The organism is Candidatus Neomarinimicrobiota bacterium (assembly GCA_021734025.1).
Lineage (GTDB): Bacteria > Fidelibacterota > JAANXI01 > JAANXI01 > JAANXI01 > JAANXI01.
This window is the reverse complement of sequence record JAIPJS010000005.1, coordinates 1-18,155: the sequence shown is the minus strand read 5'-3', so window position 1 is coordinate 18,155 and position 18,155 is coordinate 1. Positions and strand designations below refer to the sequence as shown.

Sequence of the window (18,155 nt, the reverse complement as noted above, 5' to 3'; positions counted from 1 at the left end):
AAAAGCGTTTTTGGATGTCTCCTTCAGAATAGGAGATACCTATGGACACCGCCAAGCTATTTAAAAACGGACGAAGCCAGGCAGTTCGCCTGCCAAAGGAATACCGATTCGACGCGTCCGAGGTCTATTGGAAAAACTCGGGGATATTGTAATGCTGATCCCGAAGGAGAGCCCGTGGGCCGTAATGGAAGAGAGCCGGGCCTATTTTTCCGACAATTTCATGGAGAATCGGAATCAGCCGCGAGTGCAGGACCGAGATAATCCCGAATGAAATACATGCTCGACACGAATATCTGTATTTACATTATAAAGCGAAAACCGAAGCCGGTGATCACGAAGTTTCGGGAATTCGGCGTCGGAAATCTTTGTATTTCATCGGTAACCCTGGCCGAACTTCAGTACGGTGTCGAAAAAAGCGAACAACAGGAACGAAACCGTATCGCTCTGGCGGGATTTCTCTCACCATTCGATATTTTACCATTCGCTGGAGAGGTGGTGGAGGAATTCGGAAAAGTCCGTGCGACACTAGAAAGGCGGGGCAACGTCATCGACGCTTATGATATGATGATTGGTGCGCATGCTCTGAGCGAACACCTGACACTAGTAACAAATAACCTGAGAGAATTTCAGCGTATTTTCGGACTTTCTGCAGAAAATTGGGTCGGTCCATCCCGTCAATATCATGAGCATTGATACCGTCGTTAAACTGCCCGACGATGTGTCTCGGATTTCGCGATTCCATGATATGAGTTTACGCTGAATTCTTCAGTTTACAATGGGTGAGAAATGCTCTTCCGCCGGAGAATCTCCCGGAGCGGGGGGCAGGTCAATCAGTGATTGTCGCAAAAAATTCCGCAGAACGTTCTGAAAGTCAGGATGTTCTGGGGTGTTGGAATGATCGCATCCGTTGGCGATCCAAAGTTGGACATTTTCTCCGGCATTCCCCAGGATCCGGTGACTGTCTTCCACCGGTATCACGGGATCCTTATCGCCGTGTATGAGTAAGCCGGGTGACTGAGTGGAGGTGATCCGGTTCTCCGGTGCGATTTGGTCGAATGTAGCATTCAGTCGCATCTGGATATATTGGCGTATCAGCCATCCCAGGGGAATATAGGGGACCTTTTTGGATTCCATCATCTCCTTCAGTATATCCATGGGATTGGCAAAACTGCCGTCGGCTACGAAGGCAGCAATGCGTTTATCTCTGGACGATTCCATGATGGTGGCAGCAGCCCCAAAGGAATGCCCCATGAGTCCGATACGCTGAATATCGACTCCTGGCTGCAGCACCAGCCAGTCAATTGCCGCGTTGATATCGTCAGCAATACCGACCTCGGTGATAAAATTATTCTTCGCATTTTCGCCGTGGCCCCGGACGTCAATGGCTAACAAATTTACCGGCAAATCCCTGCACGCATCCATATAGGGCAGCATCCGCTCACAATTTCGGCCCCATCCGTGGACAAATACCAGCGTAGGGCAGGGCTCTTCTTTGGAGGCCTCACTGTGCGGGATCCACCAGCCGTGCAGGACTTCGTTATTGGCATTGCGGAAATAAATGTCCTGGAAGGCCAGTCCCAGCGATTCAGGCGTGCGCTTGCTCGGTTGCGGCGTCACGGAAAACGCGACGTGTCCGGCGACAATTGGAACGGCGACCAGCAGTACGACAACAATGGTTATGGTAAAGAAAATTCCCATAATTTCACTAGATAGTCAGAATCGGATTAATTTTGATGTGTGGAAAAATACCGGGCGATTATGGCAGCGGCGTTTTCCAGGGATTGTTGTTCTTCCGACTGGAATGCTGCCGGGGTGTCGCTGTCCAAATCTAAAACGCCGTAAAGGGTGCCGTCTTCTGAGAGTATCGGCACCACAATCTCGGATTGTGTAAAAATACTACAGGCAAGGTACCTGGGGTCGGAATTGACGTCATCAACAACAACGGTGTTCCGCTCACGGGCGGCAGCCCCACAGATACCTTCGTCGAAGGAGATCTCCGTATGTTCAGGAGTGGCGCCCTGAAACCAGGACTCCGGAAGGCTTAACCGGTTTTCCCGGGAAGCATAAATCCCAACCCAATCGTATTTTCCATTGGATTGTTTTATGAGCCGGACGGCATCCGTGCAAAAAGAATCCGGATCCGGCGCATCATCTGCCAGTGATTCTAACTGGGAAGTTAATGAATCGCGAGCCATGATCTTTTCATTTTTCGCCGCTGGCTGAATGATTCCCCCGCTTTTCTTCCGGTACGTGGATTAGCAAACAGTCCTCTTCCTTCAAATTTTCCTGGGATTCTTCATCGATTGGAGCCGAGGTCAACATGATTCCCCGAATGTAGAGATCGGGATGTTGCTCCTTCAGCTCATCTTTTAATCGCAGGAACCGTTCGCTGTCCTGTTTATTAAATTTTGTCTTCCGATCTTTGGTTTCGACGTACCAAATCGCATCCATATTTTCGGCCAGAATAACCGAACCACGACCTGACAGGTCTGCTTCAGTTTTTTTCACGATTTCTACGTTGGGCGTCTGAAACATCGGAAACCCTTGTGGAGTCAACTGTGCTTTTCCCGGCGACTTTATCCACTGCGCAACATCTTCTAGCTTTAACCAGTTCATCTGTACCCTCAATTCCCCTTGAGTTTGTTAATTCTCCCCAGCAGAATTTGATGAGAAATGAGCTGACAAGCAACTGGATTTTTCCCGGGGATCTCTGAGTTCGTGCACTACCGAGCGAAACTTTATTTTACTCCGGCTGGTACAACTCAATTTCAACTAACACCAAAGGATGGATTGTAAAAAAGTACGCGCAGAAGGGCAGGAGACTGTCGTTTTTTCTTTATATTCATAAGGGGAGGTCTTAATTTCGATAACACGGAGATATTATGAGCAAGCAAGATATTTCAGATATATTAAATAACTGGGAATTTGATCCGGATATACTGAATGTCCGGAAGATCACTGGTCGCGACGGAAACGAAAAGATACAGCTCCGGCTCGATCTCGGCTTGTTGCAGATGGAAGCGCAGGGACGCCCTGACGGACAGGAGTACAAGGGCTATACCAATGTGCTGGATTTTATACAGTCGGAGTATTATGCCCTGAGAGAGGCCGGTGAGGAAGATCAGTTTGAGTTGACAGCCGATGATTTACGCGAGCTGCAACAGGAATCGATACAGTATTATCATCGGTATCTTTGCTTTGCCGAATTAGGTGATTACTCCGGAGTTATCCGGGATACAGCGCATAATCTGGAAGTGTTGGAATTTGTAGAAGAATTCGCGAAAGATGAAGAGAGTGCCTGGGCGTTTATGCAGTATTATCCCTATGTGAAAATGATGCAGACTCAGGCGAAAATTCAACAGGCATTGGAAAATGAGACGTATCGCAGTGCGCTGGAAGATATAGATAAGAGTATTAAAGCAATTCGGGATTTTAATAAAAAATGGGGGATCCAGGATTCAGAGGAATCCCGGAAAGAGATCACAATTCTGGAAGAGTGGCGTGAAACTGTACTGGAAGAAAAACCACTCTCCAAATCCGAAAAACTCAAGGCGGATATGGAAGAAGCCGTCCGGCTCGAACGCTATGAAGATGCCGCACGCATCCGCGATCAGCTGGAAGACATTCAGGAACGTAATTAACCACCCCACCACATTGGTTTCATTCCCCCTGATTTGTTCGGGGGGATCTGACTTCAGGAGGTTTTAATGAATTTCAAACAAAACAAGGCGATATGGTTTATCGTAGCCGTTTTTCTTTTATTGACGGTGATCAGCAGTCTGTCCAATATTATCACCGAATCCTGGTGGTTTTCAGCCGTCAACTTTGTTGAGGTATTCTGGACAGTCATTACCTGGAAAATAATTGTCTGGATCGGCTCGTTTATTCTCTTTGCTGCGTTTCTCTGGATTAATTACCGGGTCGCAAATCGGCTGACAAAAAACAAACCGTTCCGGCAGTTCCAGAATTCCGACATAAAGATGCCGGGGCAAAAGATTTTTAACTACATTGTCGGGGCACTGATTCTCGTTATCTCGTTTATTGCCGCCGGGGCCACGTTGCCCTCCTGGGAAACGATACTGAAGTTTATGAATCCCAGCAGCTTCGGCACAGTCGATCCCATCTTTGGAAAGGATATCGGGTTTTATTTCTTCCAGTTGCCCTTTTACAATGGCGCCCAGAGCTGGTTGCTTTCATTGTTTTTGTTGGGGTTGTTATTGTCCGGCGCCGTCTACTTTCTCAAGGGGGCCATTCGGTTTGTGAAATCCCGGCAGAATATTTTTTCCGGCGGGGTGCAGACCCATATCAGTCTCCTGCTAGTCGGTATTGCGATATTAATTGCCACGCGATTCTTTCTTGACCGGTATGATTTATTGTTCTCGTCTAGTGGAGTCGTGTACGGAGCGGGGTATACCGACGTCCATGCGAAGTTGTTATCCTACTGGGTAATGGCCTTGTTGACCATCGGCGTGGCTGTCCTGTTTATCATTTCGGTGATTCGGAAAGGCGTGAACTTATTGATCAGCGGCGTGGCGGTGTTTGTCATCGCGCTGGTCCTCGTGAATGGAATTTATCCCTGGTTTCAGCAGCAGTTCGTGGTGGAACCGAACGAACTGGATCGTGAGCGGCCGTATATCAAGTATAATATCGAATTTACACGGAATGCCTACGATTTACACGACGTGCAGCGGAAGAACTATCCTGTAGAATCCAACCTGAATCAAGAAGTGTTGGCTGAGAACGAGCCAACCATGCAGAATGTTCGTCTCTGGGATACCCGTCCCCTGCTGAGCACCTATCGCCAGCTCCAGGAAATCCGGTTGTATTACACCTTTCAGGACGTGGATATTGACCGCTATCTCATCGACGGAGATTACAGACAGGTGATGTTGTCAGCCAGGGAGTTTAACTATAACCAGGTACCCACAAGAGCCCAGACCTGGCAAAATCAGCGACTGACATACACCCACGGATATGGGGCAGTCATGAGTCCCGTGAATATCGTGACAGAGGAAGGATTGCCCGACCTTTTTATCAAGAATATCCCCCCGGTGTCCGAGGCCGATTTCAACATCACGCGACCGGCTATTTATTACGGCGAAGTGTCTAACTACCATATTTTCACCGGCACAACCGAACAAGAATTTGATTATCCCATGGGGGATGAAAATAAATATACGCAATATAGCGGTAATGGCGGCGTACCAATGGGTTCGTTGTGGCGGCGTTTGTTGTATGCCTATGAGTTCAGCAGCTTAAAGGTGGTGATCTCCGATTATTTTACGGAAGATTCCAGGGTACATTATCACCGGGAAATCCGGGAACGCGTGCAAAACGTCGCGCCGTTCCTCCACTATGACAGCGATCCGTATATCACCATTATCAATGGTGGATTAAAATGGATCATCGACGCCTATACCCTGAGTTCGAACTATCCGTATGCCGAGCCGATGATACGCGGAAATGCGAACTATATCAGGAATTCGGTGAAGGTCGTTGTGGATGCATATGACGGGACCATGAAGTTTTATGTGGTCGACGAGACAGATCCGCTTTTACAGACGTACCGGAAAATTTTCCCGAACCTGTTTACGGCGAAATCTGAAATTCCGACAGAGATTCAAAAGCACTTCCGTTACCCCACGGATCTGTTTGAGGTGCAGTCGCAGGTCTATCTGTCGTATCATATGACTGAACCGGATGTGTTTTATAATCAGGAAGATAAGTGGGAATACCCAACAGAGGTCTATGAGGGGAATGAAAAGCGGGTTGAGCCGTACTATCTGATTATGGAATTACCGGAGGAGCGAGGGGAAGAATTTATCCTGATTTATCCATTTACACCGGTGAACAAGGACAATATGATTGCCTGGCTCGCCGGCCGTTCTGATGGAGAACATTATGGAGAACTTCTGCTCTATGAATTCCCGAAGAGTGAATTGATCTATGGCCCCATGCAGATTGAGGCACGGATTGATCAGAACTCCCAGATCTCCGAGCTGTTAACCCTATGGAGTCAACAGGGGTCTCGGGTCATCCGGGGTAACCTGCTTGCTATACCAATTGAAAAATCGCTGCTCTATGTTGAGCCGCTCTTTATGCGATCGGATCAGGGGGAAATTCCGGAACTGAGACGGATCATTCTCTCCTACGACAACCAAATTGTGATGGAAGAGACCTTGGATGAGGCCCTTGCCGTGCTCTTCGGTGAAAAAAGACCAACACCGGTAGTGGATCAACGGGCTGCTGCTTCTACCTCGGTGATTCAAAATCTGAATATTTCAGATATGGCGAAATCAGCATTGGAAACGTACCGGCAGGCCCAACAAAGCCTCCAACAAGGCAATTGGGCTGAATATGGCGATCGGTGGAATAAACTGGAGGATCTGTTGCGGCAAATGCGGGATAATACGGCACCTGGGGATAGCGCCCCTCAGGAGTAACATCCTTCTGGCAAGGACCTGAAGTATTGTTCAGAGGAGTTACGCCGGATATTCCGGAAACACTTCGACTTGCACTCCTGGTGAAAAAGGCAGACTTTATTCCTGCTGTATCAGCCTTTTCACCTTGCAATAAATCCAACCCGTAAAGGACAAGATTATGACCAGACAGGAATTGATTCAGCAGGTAGCCGAAGCGGAAGGTGTGAACGAAACCGAAGCGGAAGCCATACTCGATGAATTCCTGGATCTCATTACCGACCGCATAAAAGAGGGCCAGGAAACACTTATCTATGGCTTCGGGAAGTTTGGTCGGCGATGGTGGAAAAGTCGCACCGGCCGGGATCCCCAAACCGGGGAAGAGATTGAAATTGAGGGGCGCTGGATTCCATACTGGACGCCGTCCGATACCCTGATCCGGGAAGGGAAATCCCATCCTGCCGAGGAAGAAACCGAAGAGACAGCGGCTGAACAAGGTGAAGCGACTCCCGAATCTGAAGAAAAGACTGAGGAGCAGGCGACCGAAGAGGAGGAGTCAGGCAAACGGGAAGAGGAACCGGAAGACGCCGCTGATGAAGCGGCCGCCGACGCGGAAGAACCGGATGCGGAAAAAGACGAAGAGGAAACCTCCGAAGAAACTCTCGAAGAACGGATGGAAAAACGGCAGCGCACCGGTTGGGAGCCGCCGGTCCGCCAGCGCTCCAGCACGGTGCCGTATATTGTTTCGGCTGCGGTTATCGTATTGGTCATAATCATAGGTATCGTGGCTTTCCGGGGACCGGGTGACGAGGTTGCCACAGATGTCGCGACGGATGAGGTCTCTCAGCCAGTGGTCGCCGATACGGCCGGGATAACCGACACTACCCAGGCGCCGATGGAACAAGCTGAACTCGGTGCTGCAGCAGAGACGACAACCTCCGAAACAAAAGAAGTGGCCAGTGTCCCGGAGCGCATCTCGGAAACGCCGGAACCCGCAACCGCAACATCCCTCATCGACCTACCGGACGTGGAGCCGTACGAATTTGGCACAAATCATCGGCAGCAATTTCTTGAGACGTATGACGACGGACTCCGCCAGTTTCAGGATAAGGATTATCTCGCTACAATGGTCATGATGCAGCGACTGCAAATTTCTGATCCGCCGGTTTCCTATGCCGATAACGTACAATACTGGATCGGTGAATGTAAATTTGGACTCGGTCGGTACCGGGAAGCAATCCGCGAATTTGAAAAGGTGTTTTTATATCCCAATTCCAATAAGAACGACGATGCACTTATCATGATGGCCTCCTCGTACCTGCGATTGCGTGAGTACCGGGAAGCCCAAAAAATTCTGTTTAAATTCCAGGCCGACTATCAGGACTCCCAGTACGCACCCATCGCACTCAAATGGATCAACCAATATAATTTGAGCCAGCCACTCGTTTCCTCCGGATAAAATTTATGGCAGTGCCGGTCTGCTTGACAGGGTATCACCCACCGGTTATATTGTGGGCAGAAGTAGTTAAACGACGGGGATACATTGCCATCATTCATTATTCCTCATTGTTCCGCAGTTCAATTTACTAATCCCATATATCCAACAGCGAGAAAGGACAGGTTTCTATGGTCACAGAAAAACAACTCAGTGGCATCCTCAATTATCAACCTGCGAATATTCCGATTACCACGCTGTACCTCAGTTTCGATGAAGAAGCCAAAAAGACCAACCAACATAAAATTGTACTCAAGGATCTCTTTCGATATAAAACAGAGAAAACATATTTTAACAATCTCAGCGAAAGCGCCCAGGAATCCGTAAAGCGGGATTTCGAAAAGATACAGGACTATATTTCCATGGAATATGATCAGGATGGCAGCGGCAGCCGGAGCGTTGCCATTTTTTCCTGTGCGGCCGAGGATCTCTGGGAAACACAAAAATATGATATGCCCATGGAGACCTCGATGGTCATTAATCCGCATCCGTATCTCCGGCCGTTTGTCGAAGCGGCCAGCGAATACCGAAATTATGCTATTATCCTCGTGGACCGCGCAAAGGCACGCATTCTGGAGGTCAAATTGGGTAAAGTCATTGAACGCCTGCATGTGTTGGAAGAAGATATGCCGGATCAGGTGAAAGAGGGTGACTTCGGCGGCACCAGCGAGCGCCGGATTGAACGGCATATCAACGAACACGTCCACCGGCACCTGAAGCAAGTAGCGGAAAAGGCGCTGGAACTGCATCAGCAGCACGACTATAAATGGATTTACGTCGGCGGCCGGCAGGAAATAATAAATGAATTCGAAGGCATGCTGCACTCCTATCTCAAAGAACGCATTGAGGGCCACCTGGTTGTGGAGCCACACGCGCCCATGGAAGAGGTGCTGAAAAAGGCAAATGAGGCGGCCGAATCGACCCGGTCGGACTACGAGACAAAGCTCCTGGATCGCCTCAGCGATGAAATCGGCAGTGGACAGCGGGGAATCAGCGGTATTCCCGGCACGCTCAACGCCCAGCAGCGCGGACAAATCGAGACGCTCATTGTTCAGGATAACTTCTCAACCAAAGGGTGGTACTGCCCGGAATGCAACCACCTCTCGGTGAAAGAGCAGACCTGTCCGCTGGACGGATCGGAATTACGGCGGACTCCGGATCTCATCGATAACCTGATTTTCAATGTACTGAAACAGGGGGCGTCGATTGAGATGATTGCCGGTGACATGGGCCACCTGGACAACGTCGGCGCCATCCTCCGGTATCCCATCCAGAAGACGGGGTAAATCTACCCAAAATGTGATCTTTAATTCATCCGTCGGTGCTCCCTCCCAGGGGCGCCGACGGTTTTGTTGTAGATTATCCTGACCTCCGCCAATTTCTGCAGAAGTTTCTTTACGAGATTTCTCCTCCATTGAAGCCCTTGCCGGGACATCTCGCTGCGCTTAGCCAGAATGACTGGTTTTTCGATTGCGCGAAAATTGTCACGCAATGCGTACTCCGCAAAAAAACTCATTTCATCCTGCTGACTAACCCCCGAGTTCACCGCAAATCTTACCTGTAAATCCTCCTGTAATCACTTAAACTAAATTTTAAAGTCATTCGGGTAACCTGCTAAAATTATTGAATTCCCGCTTGACTTGCCCCTGGGGGGAGACTATATTTTCGCAAGCATAACAAATTTCCGGATTTGCGTTCTGCAGATTCGGACGCCTCGTACGCCACAAATTTTGGAATCGCCTCAACCATGTATAAGGATTAAATCTATGATCCGATGGCTTCCGAACGTGCTGTTGGGAGCAGTATTCCTGACGAGCTGTAGTCTGTTTACGCTCAGGGATCATCCCGATGCACAGACGTCCACACCGGCAGCGGAAAGAACACAAACCTCCCAATCCGGGCAGACTGCGTCGGATACCGCATCGTCTGCACAGAATACTTCCGGGCGAACGGCAGCTAGTTCGGCGGCTTCCCGGAGTGATCTGGAAATGCGGGTCGACGAGCTGAACTTCCAGCTGAAGAAGCAGCGGGCTGAGGTGGATTACGTGAAGAATCAACTGGATGAACTGCAGGCGAAAGCCTCTATCTGGCTGAATCCGCTCTCTGTCTATGATAAGGAAATAATTCTGAACAACGGGACTTCCGTCTTTGGAAAGATCGTTGCCCAGGATGAGCGGGTCATTAAGGTAGAGACGTTAATTGGCTATCTATCGCTGGAACGATCGGCCGTAAAACGTATTGTGGATAACGAGGCAACCGTGTTCCAGGAACAGGAAACGACTTCGACTAAAGGCGGAGAATCCCCAAAGCCGGCCCCTCAACCTGCCGCCGAAAAAAGTGAAAGTTCAACGACCAAGCCATTGAAATCCATGACCGGGAGCCAGGAGCCGGCTCCGCAGGGACTGGATCAGAGCGCGAATTGCGTTTTGGTTGGCAGCATCAAAGAACGCACCGACGCTTCCGGGAACCATATTTTCTCTGGCACCATTAAGAACACCGGTCAACGGCGCGCCGATTTTGTAAAAGTGCATTTCCAGTTTCGGAGAAATTGGAGCGGCGACAACAAAACGATGACCGCCTTTGTGGACGGCATCCAATACGAGTATCAGTCCGGCGTTGAGAGCGATGCCGCCTTACCGCCGGAGGCTTCGGGGACGTTTGAGCTCTATGTGCCTAAGTCGTTTGGCAATTACATTGGATACTCTTACTCCATCGATTGGGAAGAATATGAATAAGCGGTTTCTATTATTTTTCTCGGTGGGAATCTCGCTTTTACTACTGCTCGGATGCAGCAGTGCCCGGCAGGTGTCCGGTGATGAACCCCATTCGGAATCAGCGGTGTCGGATACTTCCCAGCTCAGCAAGCAGGAACTTCTGGAACAAAAAAGGATGGATGTACTCGAAATGGAATCTCAAATTGAAAACCTGCACGATGAAGTCTCCAATCTGAAGAACGAAATTGTCCGACTGAAAGAGGAAAATCAAACGCTGCAGCATCGGTTGCGGCAGCGATATCGGAGCAGCAGCGGAATCATCACGGGCGATGACGGCGGCGTGGAAATCGACAGTCTGTCGGATACGTATCGCGAATTGCTCATTACCCGGAATCTTCAGTCGGCGGAGAACAAAGCCATAGCAGCTGAAATCAAGCACTCGGACTCCCTCTATACGAAGTCGGAAGACCTTTCCGGCATGCTGGATCCCATCAGTAAGGACGAGTACCGGGAGCGCTATAACAAGGCGCTGAACGAATATTTCCGGGCGAATTACTACCGGGCTATTGCCGAATTCCAGACGCTCCTTATTATTGATAAACACAATGATTACGCTGATAACGCCCAGTACTGGATCGCCGAAAGCTATTATTCTATGGAGGATTACAAGAAAGCCGCCGAGGAGTTCGAACGGGTGTTGAACTTCCCTGCAACCAATAAAGGTGATCATGCGCAATTTAAACGGGCTCTCTGTTACCTGAAACTGGATAACAAGATGGCAGCCAGGGAAGCGTTTGAATCGTTGAAAAAGGATTATCCAAAGAGCGATCTGTTACCCCGGGTGACAGAATACATGGAGGTACCCAACTATAATAATGCGCAATAAGCTGTCGGTCCTCCTGTTGTTGGGATGTATATTCCCGGCGATTACAGGATTTGCCCAGGAATCGGGATTAGCCGCACCGGAGACGGAATCTGCGACCGTGTCGCCGGATTCCGCAGCCGTGGAAAACAAATTCCGGATGTATGATCTTGGTATCCAGGTCGAACCGACTGAGGCAGAAAAAGATTCCGCCGCCAGACAGCTGGAGCAGATGGCCAACAAAAGCGCCCGGAACATTGCGCAACAAGAACAGGCTCGTGCCAGAGCCCGCATCGATTCCATAATGCAAGCGGACGAAGCCGCTCTGGATTCCGCCGCGCAGGCCGCTGATACGACAATCCAACAAGCGCAACCAACTTTGGCCGGAGGCCAATCATCGGACAGCCTGATAACGTTGGCTGAGTTGCAGGAGCGAATGAACGCATTGCGAGTCAAGTATCAGGAGCAGATTGCGGATTTGCGGGATCAAAATCTGCAGCTCACCAGAAAAATCGAATATCTTGAGCAGGAATTCCAACGGACGCAGCAGGCGAATGTATCTAAGCAGGAGGAAAAGAGTTCAACACCGGCTTCGCTCCGACCGGATGAACCGAAACCGCCAAAGACTCCGCCGGCGCAGCCACATTTGGAGCGCCAGTATCTGCTGGGAGTCCGGCAGTATTATGGCAGTAACTTTGCGGAAGCACTGAAGAAGTTCCGGCAGGTCGTGGACCAATCGGAAGACAGGGAACTGGCAGCCACAGCCCAATACTGGATGGGTGAATGCTATTATCAACTGGGAAATTTTTCGCAAGCAATTCAAGAAATGGATCAATACATTAACGCATTCAAGGCAACAAAACATCGCATCGATGCGCTGGTCATTACCGGATTATCCCAAAAACGACTTGGTCAACTAGAACAGGCTCTCGGCACGTTTGAGCGGGTCGTTCAAAACTATCCGGACAGCGAGTATGCAAGAATTGCCCGGAGCGAGGTACGGCGGTTGCGGTATGTTACCTCCTGAGGCCAGACGACTAATAATGAAGAGCGTACAACGAATCATATCACTGGGATGTATATTGGGGTTGTTTGCGGCAAGTGCAACAACGGCGCAGACGACTATCCCGTTTACTAAGCCGGATATGACCATGAATATTCCCACATCGTCTCAGCACCGGGCGCCGTATATGTTCCGGGCGGGTTTTGTGGGATCGGTCTACAAATTTGCACCGGATTTTGCGTCCGGCAAGGGATTATATTTTGATACGGAATTTGCTAATGCACTGAGTTTGGGCTTTTCCGCAATCAAGGGGGCAGATGATACCCTGCCAGTCCTGTACGGTTTGCACTTGAAGAAACGGATATTTTCCTACGAGGAAATATCAGTGAGCGCCGGCCTCTACAACGTGATGTTCCAAAACGATGTTGCCAACGATCAATTGACGCTTCAGGAAAATAACGTGTCCATGTTCGCCGTGATCGCAAATGAAAAGCAGATGGACGATTTTGTGCTGAATACGTACATGGGATTTGGCACTGGTCTGCTGGCCAGTAGTTTCACCGGTGGAGGAGAGACCTCCATTAGTACGGCGGGGGTATTTGCGGGATTTCGGATGACGACAGAGACCCTGCAGCATCACGGTGGCGTGGATTTCATTGGAGAGTATGACGGTCAGGGGTTAAACGTTGGTGTGAAGATACCGTTTACCGAGAATTATAACATCAATTTTGGCGTGCAGCGGATCGACAATTTGCCGAAGCTCGGTACCAATGTATCAAGGCGGCCCGGTATCATACTAGGCATGGAAATGACGATACCCAGATATACGGATTTCGGCAAAAGGGCGCCGCGCGGGGTTTTGGGGACGGATAAAGACCTGGTGGCGATGCAGGAACACTACGAAGCCAAGATTGATTCCATCCTCCGGGTGAAAAACAGGCGGATCCAGACATTGGAAGATTCCGTGAAAATTACCCTGGCGGAAATCGATCGCCTCCAAAACGAAGTGGCCATGCTGCAGCAGCAAACGTCGGTGCTGAAGGATTCAGTCCAGCGGGTGAAACTCCAGAAACACGTAACTGAACAGAATATTAACCTGGCGTTGAAGCACCTGTCCCGATCCCTGCGCTACTTCTATGCGGGTAATTATAAGGAAGCCTTGCAGGAAGTGGATATCGCCATCGAACTGAACGATAATTTGGCGCTGGCGTACGCTCGCCGGGGATCCATCTACTACAAACTCGGCGATGTGGACAGAGCGACCATCAACTGGAATTTAGCTTTACAGATCGATCCGGAGTACGACGATGTGCGCAATATCCTCCGGGCGCTGAACGAAAACCGACTGCAGACGACTTCAACTATAAACAGAAACTGATAGAGTCTTATGGATTTTGCAACTCTCTTAGGGATACTTTCGGGTTTAGGTCTCATCGGCTGGGCCATGTGGAGCTACGCGCAGGAGCAGGCGGTCAATATGTTCCTCAGCATCCCCAGTCTGGCTATCGTGCTCGGCGGCACCCTCGCTGCCACATTGCTTTCCTTCCCGCTGAAGGAGGTGTTTCGCATCTTCCGGATTATGGGCGTGGTCTTCAAAAAGGAGCGGGACAGCATGTCTCCCTTCATCGATGAGATTGTGGATTTGGCGGATACCTCGCGTAAGAGTATGAAAGAACTGGAAAATTCCGTCTCCGATGTTTCCCACCCGTTCCTGCGGGATGGCATACAGATGGTGGTCGATGGCTACAATGAGCCGGAACTCCGGGATATTATGATGACCCGGATCGAAAACCGGGCCAAGCGCGAACGGGGCGAGGCGAATGTACTAAAAACCATGGGTAAATTTTCGCCGGCCTTTGGGATGATTGGTACGCTCATCGGGCTGGTGGTCATGCTCTATTCCATGGGCGAAGGAGCAACGGCAGATGCCGCAGCCCAGCTCGGTGTGGGAATGGGCGCGGCCTTGATTACGACCTTTTACGGGGTGCTGCTGGCGAACCTGTTCTTTAATCCTATGGCAGAGAAATTTGAGAGCCGCATCCGGAAGGAAAATACGCTCCAGCAAATGTTGATTGAGGGGACCGTGCAGGTTTTGCATCGCAAGCATCCTTTGATTGTACGGGAAAAACTCAATTCATTCATTCCCCCACGGGAATGGAAAAAGCCTGGCGAAGAGAATAACTGACGAATGATCCATGGACGAATCACAATACAAAAATTATAACCTCCAGGGCCTCGATGATGAGGAGGATTCCGGTGATGCTGAGCCGTGGTTGCTGACCTACGGCGATATGATGACCCTGCTGATGACCTTCTTTGTGCTCCTGTTCGCTATGTCATCCATCGATCCGGTAAAACTCGAACAATTTGCCGAAGGCGTTGGTGGTCTGCAGGGTGCATCGAAAAAACAATCACAACGGACAAGTTTGGCAGATTTGTACGAGTCGATGAAAGAGATCGTACAGGAGGAAAATTTGCAGGATGTGGTGAACGTTGAAAGCGGTCGTTTCGGCGTCAAGATGAACATTCCCAGTGAACTAACCTTTTCGACGGGACAGGCGGATATGACCGAGCAGTTACAGCCCTTTCTGCGAAAATTGGTACCCACTATCAAAAACAGCGTATTTCCGGTGGCGATTATCGGACATACGGATTCCGATCCCATCCGGACGGCGCAGTTTCCGTCGAACTGGGAGTTATCCGCCTCCCGGTCATCTGCTGTGGCACGTTTTTTTATTGATGAGGGTGTTCAACCCAACCGTCTAATCGCCATTGGCAAGGGCGACACTGAACCACTGGTACCGAATACCACCCCGGAAAACAAGGCGAAGAATCGCCGGGTTGAAATTCAATTTTTAACTGAGAGTTTGTAATAAAGGAGTCAACAATGAATCGCTCAGGTTTCAAGAGCTTGGTTCTGCTGTTAACAGGTTTCGCTGTTGGATGCCTGTTCTCCAACGGTTTGCTGGCGCAGGAGAGTAACTCCTCGCTTGCGCAAAAAGTGATGCTGGAAAATACGTTGCGGGAGCGCATATCCGAGGGACTGAGTAAAGTCCTTGAGGACGAAAAATTCGTTGTGGATGTGCAGGCGGAAATCGAGTTCCAGCCGTCGCAGCGAACGGAAACTGTCTACCGTCCCAAAGATGGATCTGGTGCCGGAACCCAAAGTGGAGCCCTTCCGGGGACGGCGAACGAAAGCACTGACCAGTCAGGTTCCGCGGGCGGCGGGATGATACTTCCCGGTATTCCCAGTGATGTGGAATTTGAGGGGCAACGTGCACCGCAGCAGGTAGAAGGTACCCAGGATACAGCGGCGCGTCAGGAAATGAATGCCGAAGTGGTAAGCCATTCCGTGGAACAATCCAGTATGGGTTTGCCACGTATCAAACGGCTCAATATCAGCGTCATTCTTGAGGACGGCATTTCGCCGGAACTTCTGGAAAATGCACGACAGGTCGTTAAGGTCGCTTCCCATTTTGACCGGTCCCGCGGCGATATGCTCAGTATGATGACCGCCTCATTCCAGGGAACAGGTCAGGGCGCGATGGACGAGGAGGCAATCCTCCTGCAAAATATCGCAAACAAGGTTGAAGAAATTGAGCGGAGACAAAACGAGGCTGAAACCCGGCGTATGCTGGAGCAGCAGCGCGCAAGAGAGCAGGTGTTGCTCCGACGGGACTCCCTGCGACTTCAGCAGCTGAATGAAGAACTGGAAAACCTGCGCAGTCAGCTGCGTACCAGCCAGTTCCAGGAAGCGGAACGGGAAACGACGGAAGCCAGAGCGTCAGAAATTCAGACAACCATTCAGGATCTCAGAGAAAATATCGCTTCCAGAGACAGCGCCCTGGCGGCAATGCAACAGGGTATGGGAATTAATCCGTGGCTCGTGGTACTGGCTTTAGTTATTTTGGCATTGATTATTGGTGGGATCGTCTGGTATACTGTTCATTCTCAGCGACAGGAGTCTTCCCGGCAGGAAGAACGACTTCGTGAGCAACTTCTTGAACAGCAGGAACGATTAAATAAGGACAAACCGGAAAGTAAAGAACAACCTCGTGCGGCACAGGATACACCAGCCGATAAGAAAGAAGTGCAATCCATTCGTCAATCGGTCGTATCAATGAGCGTTGGTAAGCCGGATGCGGCAAGCGATATATTGAATAGTTGGCTCTCCGAAGAGGAAGATCTCCTTCCGGAGGACACTGAGCCGCCAACCGAGGAGACGGTATAGGGAGGAGTTATGGCAAACGGGACACAACTAAACGGCACCCAAAAAGCAGCCATTCTGTTTAAGGCGCTGGGGTACAATCTGGCCCGGTCTCTTTTTAAAGATATCGGAGAAAATGACGTGGCGCGGATTCGCAAGGCCATGAACGATCCCCAGGTGCAACGCGCACCATTTCGGGTCAAGAAACAGGTGCTGGAGGAATTTTATTTTGGATTTATTGCGGACAAGGTGAAACCTGAGGAAGGGGAAACGAAAGAGAAAAAACCGTTCAAATTTCTCGAGGATCTCAACGAGGATCAGGTCGTATACCTTCTGCAGAATGAAACACCGCGGGTACGAGCGATTGCCGTGGCCCAGCTGGATATTGAAAAACAGGTCTCCCTCCTGCAGCGATTCGAATCCGATGAGCAGGCTGAAATTCTCATGGAAATGGGCAAAATTGAGGATGTACCGTACGAAGGCGTAGTTAATATTGCCGCCGATCTCCGAGAAAAATCCCGGTTGATGCCGTCCAAAGCCAAATACGCCAGCGGTGGGGCCAAAGGCCTTGCCGATGTTCTTACAAAAATGGACGTTCGGACTGAAAAGCAGTTTTTGCAGCATCTGGAAAAGGAATCACCTGAATTGGCGAAAGAGATCAAGCGCTACCATCTGTTATTTGAGGATCTGGTGAAACTTCCGGACGATGTACTTCGGGAAGTCCTGAAACAGGTGGAGCCAAAGGAAATTGCCTACTCGCTGAAAGGCCAACCGGACGAAACCCGTGAAAAATTTATGGAAAACATGCCAGAACGCGCCCAGATTATTCTGGAAGATGAAATGCGCCTCCTGGAAGGGCCGCAGCCACGCCGGAAGGTGGAAAGCGCCCAAAAGAAACTGGTCAGCGCGGCGAAAGAGCTTGAGGACGAAGGCCGGTTCAGTCTGGAGGATTTCGTAGATCCGGATTATGTCGAGTAGCCTGAAATAAAATGGCAAGCAACTCAGGGCTGGCAGCGAATCAATCGCTGCCAGCCCTTTTTTTATAGCACCACTGAATAGCCCCGCCATTCCCAAACGGGATCCCCATGGGACATGGCGGGGATGAAACGAGGTGTTTCCACGCGGGGCTTCAGCCCCACCACATATCAGTGTGAGATTTGTGAATTTATAAGAATTCCCGCCCCCTCAGACTTAAATACCGCCAAAATTTCTCCCTGTAAAATTTCCTAATCCTTAGAGAAATCCGTCAAATTTTACAATTATTGATAAGTTTTTACATAGGAAATTTACTATCCGTTCGGTTTTACAGGGGTTTGGGAGAATGGCATGTCTTTTGAAACTTTAATGCTATCTATGGTTTTTACACCACAAATACGGGCTGCTTTGACGGACTATTTTTTTGAATTTCGGAGGGCTGCATGCAACACGTTGACGTAAAACAACCCGAACCGCCAA

Annotated in this window: 17 protein-coding genes and 1 pseudogene; 14 read left to right on the top strand and 4 right to left on the bottom strand. The window is 49.9% G+C overall.

The genetic code is table 11. The features are described 5' to 3' along the window. Window positions 1–41: 41 nt before the first annotated feature. Together vapB and K9N57_07440 are read left to right on the top strand one after the other, a co-directional pair. Window positions 42–271: pseudogene (gene vapB, locus K9N57_07445) on the top strand (type II toxin-antitoxin system VapB family antitoxin). Further along, window positions 268–693, top strand: a complete 426-nt coding sequence (locus tag K9N57_07440) for a type II toxin-antitoxin system VapC family toxin (protein ID MCF7804006.1) — start codon at window positions 268–270, stop codon at window positions 691–693. Before vapB ends, K9N57_07440 begins: the two are co-directional and overlap by 4 nt. Window positions 694–765: 72 nt before the next feature. Here K9N57_07440 and K9N57_07435 read toward each other — a convergent pair whose 3' ends face one another. The 3 genes from K9N57_07435 to K9N57_07425 are packed head-to-tail and all read right to left on the bottom strand — an operon-like array spanning window position 766 to window position 2,616. Then, a complete protein-coding gene (locus tag K9N57_07435) occupies window positions 766–1,698 on the bottom strand; it encodes an alpha/beta fold hydrolase (GenBank protein MCF7804005.1) in 933 nt (310 codons plus the stop codon). A gap of 26 nt (window positions 1,699–1,724) precedes the next feature. Further along, a complete protein-coding gene (locus K9N57_07430; protein MCF7804004.1) occupies window positions 1,725–2,195 on the bottom strand; it encodes a GAF domain-containing protein in 471 nt (156 codons plus the stop codon). A 7-nt stretch (window positions 2,196–2,202) separates the two neighbouring features. Next, the gene (locus K9N57_07425) at window positions 2,203–2,616 is read right to left on the bottom strand and encodes a hypothetical protein (GenBank protein MCF7804003.1); all 414 of its coding nucleotides are present in this window, start codon (window positions 2,614–2,616) and stop codon (window positions 2,203–2,205) included. 266 nt (window positions 2,617–2,882) lie between these two features. Between K9N57_07425 and K9N57_07420 the strand changes: the two genes are divergently transcribed. The 4 genes from K9N57_07420 to K9N57_07405 all read left to right on the top strand — a co-directional run bounded on the left by K9N57_07420 (window position 2,883) and on the right by K9N57_07405 (window position 9,200). After that, the gene (locus K9N57_07420; GenBank protein MCF7804002.1) at window positions 2,883–3,641 is read left to right on the top strand and encodes a UvrB/UvrC motif-containing protein; all 759 of its coding nucleotides are present in this window, start codon (window positions 2,883–2,885) and stop codon (window positions 3,639–3,641) included. A 66-nt stretch (window positions 3,642–3,707) separates the two neighbouring features. Continuing rightward, window positions 3,708–6,443 (top strand): UPF0182 family protein, encoded by a 2,736-nt coding sequence (locus K9N57_07415; protein MCF7804001.1) that lies wholly within the window; start codon window positions 3,708–3,710, stop codon window positions 6,441–6,443. Between the two features lie 157 nt (window positions 6,444–6,600). Next, window positions 6,601–7,878 carry an HU family DNA-binding protein gene (locus K9N57_07410; GenBank protein MCF7804000.1) on the top strand — a complete coding sequence of 426 codons (1,278 nt, stop codon included), beginning with the start codon at window positions 6,601–6,603 and terminating at the stop codon, window positions 7,876–7,878. Between the two features lie 167 nt (window positions 7,879–8,045). After that, entirely contained in the window at window positions 8,046–9,200 is a 1,155-nt protein-coding gene (locus K9N57_07405; protein MCF7803999.1) for a hypothetical protein, read from the top strand. A gap of 20 nt (window positions 9,201–9,220) precedes the next feature. Here the strand turns inward: K9N57_07405 and K9N57_07400 are convergent, their stop codons facing one another. Then, on the bottom strand, window positions 9,221–9,430 hold the full coding sequence (locus K9N57_07400; protein MCF7803998.1) for a hypothetical protein: 210 nt from the start codon (window positions 9,428–9,430) through the stop codon (window positions 9,221–9,223). A gap of 250 nt (window positions 9,431–9,680) precedes the next feature. Here K9N57_07400 and K9N57_07395 point away from each other — a divergent pair, with 250 nt between their 5' ends. From K9N57_07395 to K9N57_07360, 8 genes are read left to right on the top strand one after another with little or no spacing between them, the layout of a single operon-like run. Beyond that, the gene (locus K9N57_07395) at window positions 9,681–10,649 is read left to right on the top strand and encodes a hypothetical protein (GenBank protein ID MCF7803997.1); all 969 of its coding nucleotides are present in this window, start codon (window positions 9,681–9,683) and stop codon (window positions 10,647–10,649) included. Next, window positions 10,642–11,514, top strand: a complete 873-nt coding sequence (locus K9N57_07390; GenBank protein ID MCF7803996.1) for a tetratricopeptide repeat protein — start codon at window positions 10,642–10,644, stop codon at window positions 11,512–11,514. Before K9N57_07395 ends, K9N57_07390 begins: the two co-directional genes overlap by 8 nt. After that, window positions 11,504–12,517, top strand: coding sequence for a tetratricopeptide repeat protein (locus tag K9N57_07385; protein ID MCF7803995.1), 1,014 nt, complete (start codon window positions 11,504–11,506; stop codon window positions 12,515–12,517). Before K9N57_07390 ends, K9N57_07385 begins: the two co-directional genes overlap by 11 nt. A 16-nt stretch (window positions 12,518–12,533) precedes the next feature. Next, entirely contained in the window at window positions 12,534–13,871 is a 1,338-nt protein-coding gene (locus K9N57_07380) for a hypothetical protein (GenBank protein MCF7803994.1), read from the top strand. A 9-nt stretch (window positions 13,872–13,880) separates the two neighbouring features. Further along, a complete protein-coding gene (locus tag K9N57_07375) occupies window positions 13,881–14,678 on the top strand; it encodes a MotA/TolQ/ExbB proton channel family protein (GenBank protein MCF7803993.1) in 798 nt (265 codons plus the stop codon). Window positions 14,679–14,688: 10 nt separating this feature from the next. Continuing rightward, window positions 14,689–15,366 (top strand): OmpA family protein, encoded by a 678-nt coding sequence (locus K9N57_07370; protein MCF7803992.1) that lies wholly within the window; start codon window positions 14,689–14,691, stop codon window positions 15,364–15,366. 14 nt (window positions 15,367–15,380) lie between these two features. Beyond that, window positions 15,381–16,724 carry a hypothetical protein gene (locus K9N57_07365; GenBank protein ID MCF7803991.1) on the top strand — a complete coding sequence of 448 codons (1,344 nt, stop codon included), beginning with the start codon at window positions 15,381–15,383 and terminating at the stop codon, window positions 16,722–16,724. 9 nt (window positions 16,725–16,733) lie between these two features. Continuing rightward, window positions 16,734–17,678, top strand: coding sequence for a hypothetical protein (locus tag K9N57_07360; GenBank protein MCF7803990.1), 945 nt, complete (start codon window positions 16,734–16,736; stop codon window positions 17,676–17,678). Window positions 17,679–18,155: the final 477 nt, after the last annotated feature.

Coding starts and splice junctions, on each gene's coding strand:
- K9N57_07440 (MCF7804006.1), top strand. CDS start 268: ATGAAATACATGCTCGACACGAATATCTGTATTTACATTATAAAGCGA.
- K9N57_07435 (MCF7804005.1), bottom strand. CDS start 1,698: ATGGGAATTTTCTTTACCATAACCATTGTTGTCGTACTGCTGGTCGCC.
- K9N57_07430 (MCF7804004.1), bottom strand. CDS start 2,195: ATGGCTCGCGATTCATTAACTTCCCAGTTAGAATCACTGGCAGATGAT.
- K9N57_07425 (MCF7804003.1), bottom strand. CDS start 2,616: ATGAACTGGTTAAAGCTAGAAGATGTTGCGCAGTGGATAAAGTCGCCG.
- K9N57_07420 (MCF7804002.1), top strand. CDS start 2,883: ATGAGCAAGCAAGATATTTCAGATATATTAAATAACTGGGAATTTGAT.
- K9N57_07415 (MCF7804001.1), top strand. CDS start 3,708: ATGAATTTCAAACAAAACAAGGCGATATGGTTTATCGTAGCCGTTTTT.
- K9N57_07410 (MCF7804000.1), top strand. CDS start 6,601: ATGACCAGACAGGAATTGATTCAGCAGGTAGCCGAAGCGGAAGGTGTG.
- K9N57_07405 (MCF7803999.1), top strand. CDS start 8,046: ATGGTCACAGAAAAACAACTCAGTGGCATCCTCAATTATCAACCTGCG.
- K9N57_07400 (MCF7803998.1), bottom strand. CDS start 9,430: ATGAGTTTTTTTGCGGAGTACGCATTGCGTGACAATTTTCGCGCAATC.
- K9N57_07395 (MCF7803997.1), top strand. CDS start 9,681: ATGATCCGATGGCTTCCGAACGTGCTGTTGGGAGCAGTATTCCTGACG.
- K9N57_07390 (MCF7803996.1), top strand. CDS start 10,642: ATGAATAAGCGGTTTCTATTATTTTTCTCGGTGGGAATCTCGCTTTTA.
- K9N57_07385 (MCF7803995.1), top strand. CDS start 11,504: ATGCGCAATAAGCTGTCGGTCCTCCTGTTGTTGGGATGTATATTCCCG.
- K9N57_07380 (MCF7803994.1), top strand. CDS start 12,534: ATGAAGAGCGTACAACGAATCATATCACTGGGATGTATATTGGGGTTG.
- K9N57_07375 (MCF7803993.1), top strand. CDS start 13,881: ATGGATTTTGCAACTCTCTTAGGGATACTTTCGGGTTTAGGTCTCATC.
- K9N57_07370 (MCF7803992.1), top strand. CDS start 14,689: ATGGACGAATCACAATACAAAAATTATAACCTCCAGGGCCTCGATGAT.
- K9N57_07365 (MCF7803991.1), top strand. CDS start 15,381: ATGAATCGCTCAGGTTTCAAGAGCTTGGTTCTGCTGTTAACAGGTTTC.
- K9N57_07360 (MCF7803990.1), top strand. CDS start 16,734: ATGGCAAACGGGACACAACTAAACGGCACCCAAAAAGCAGCCATTCTG.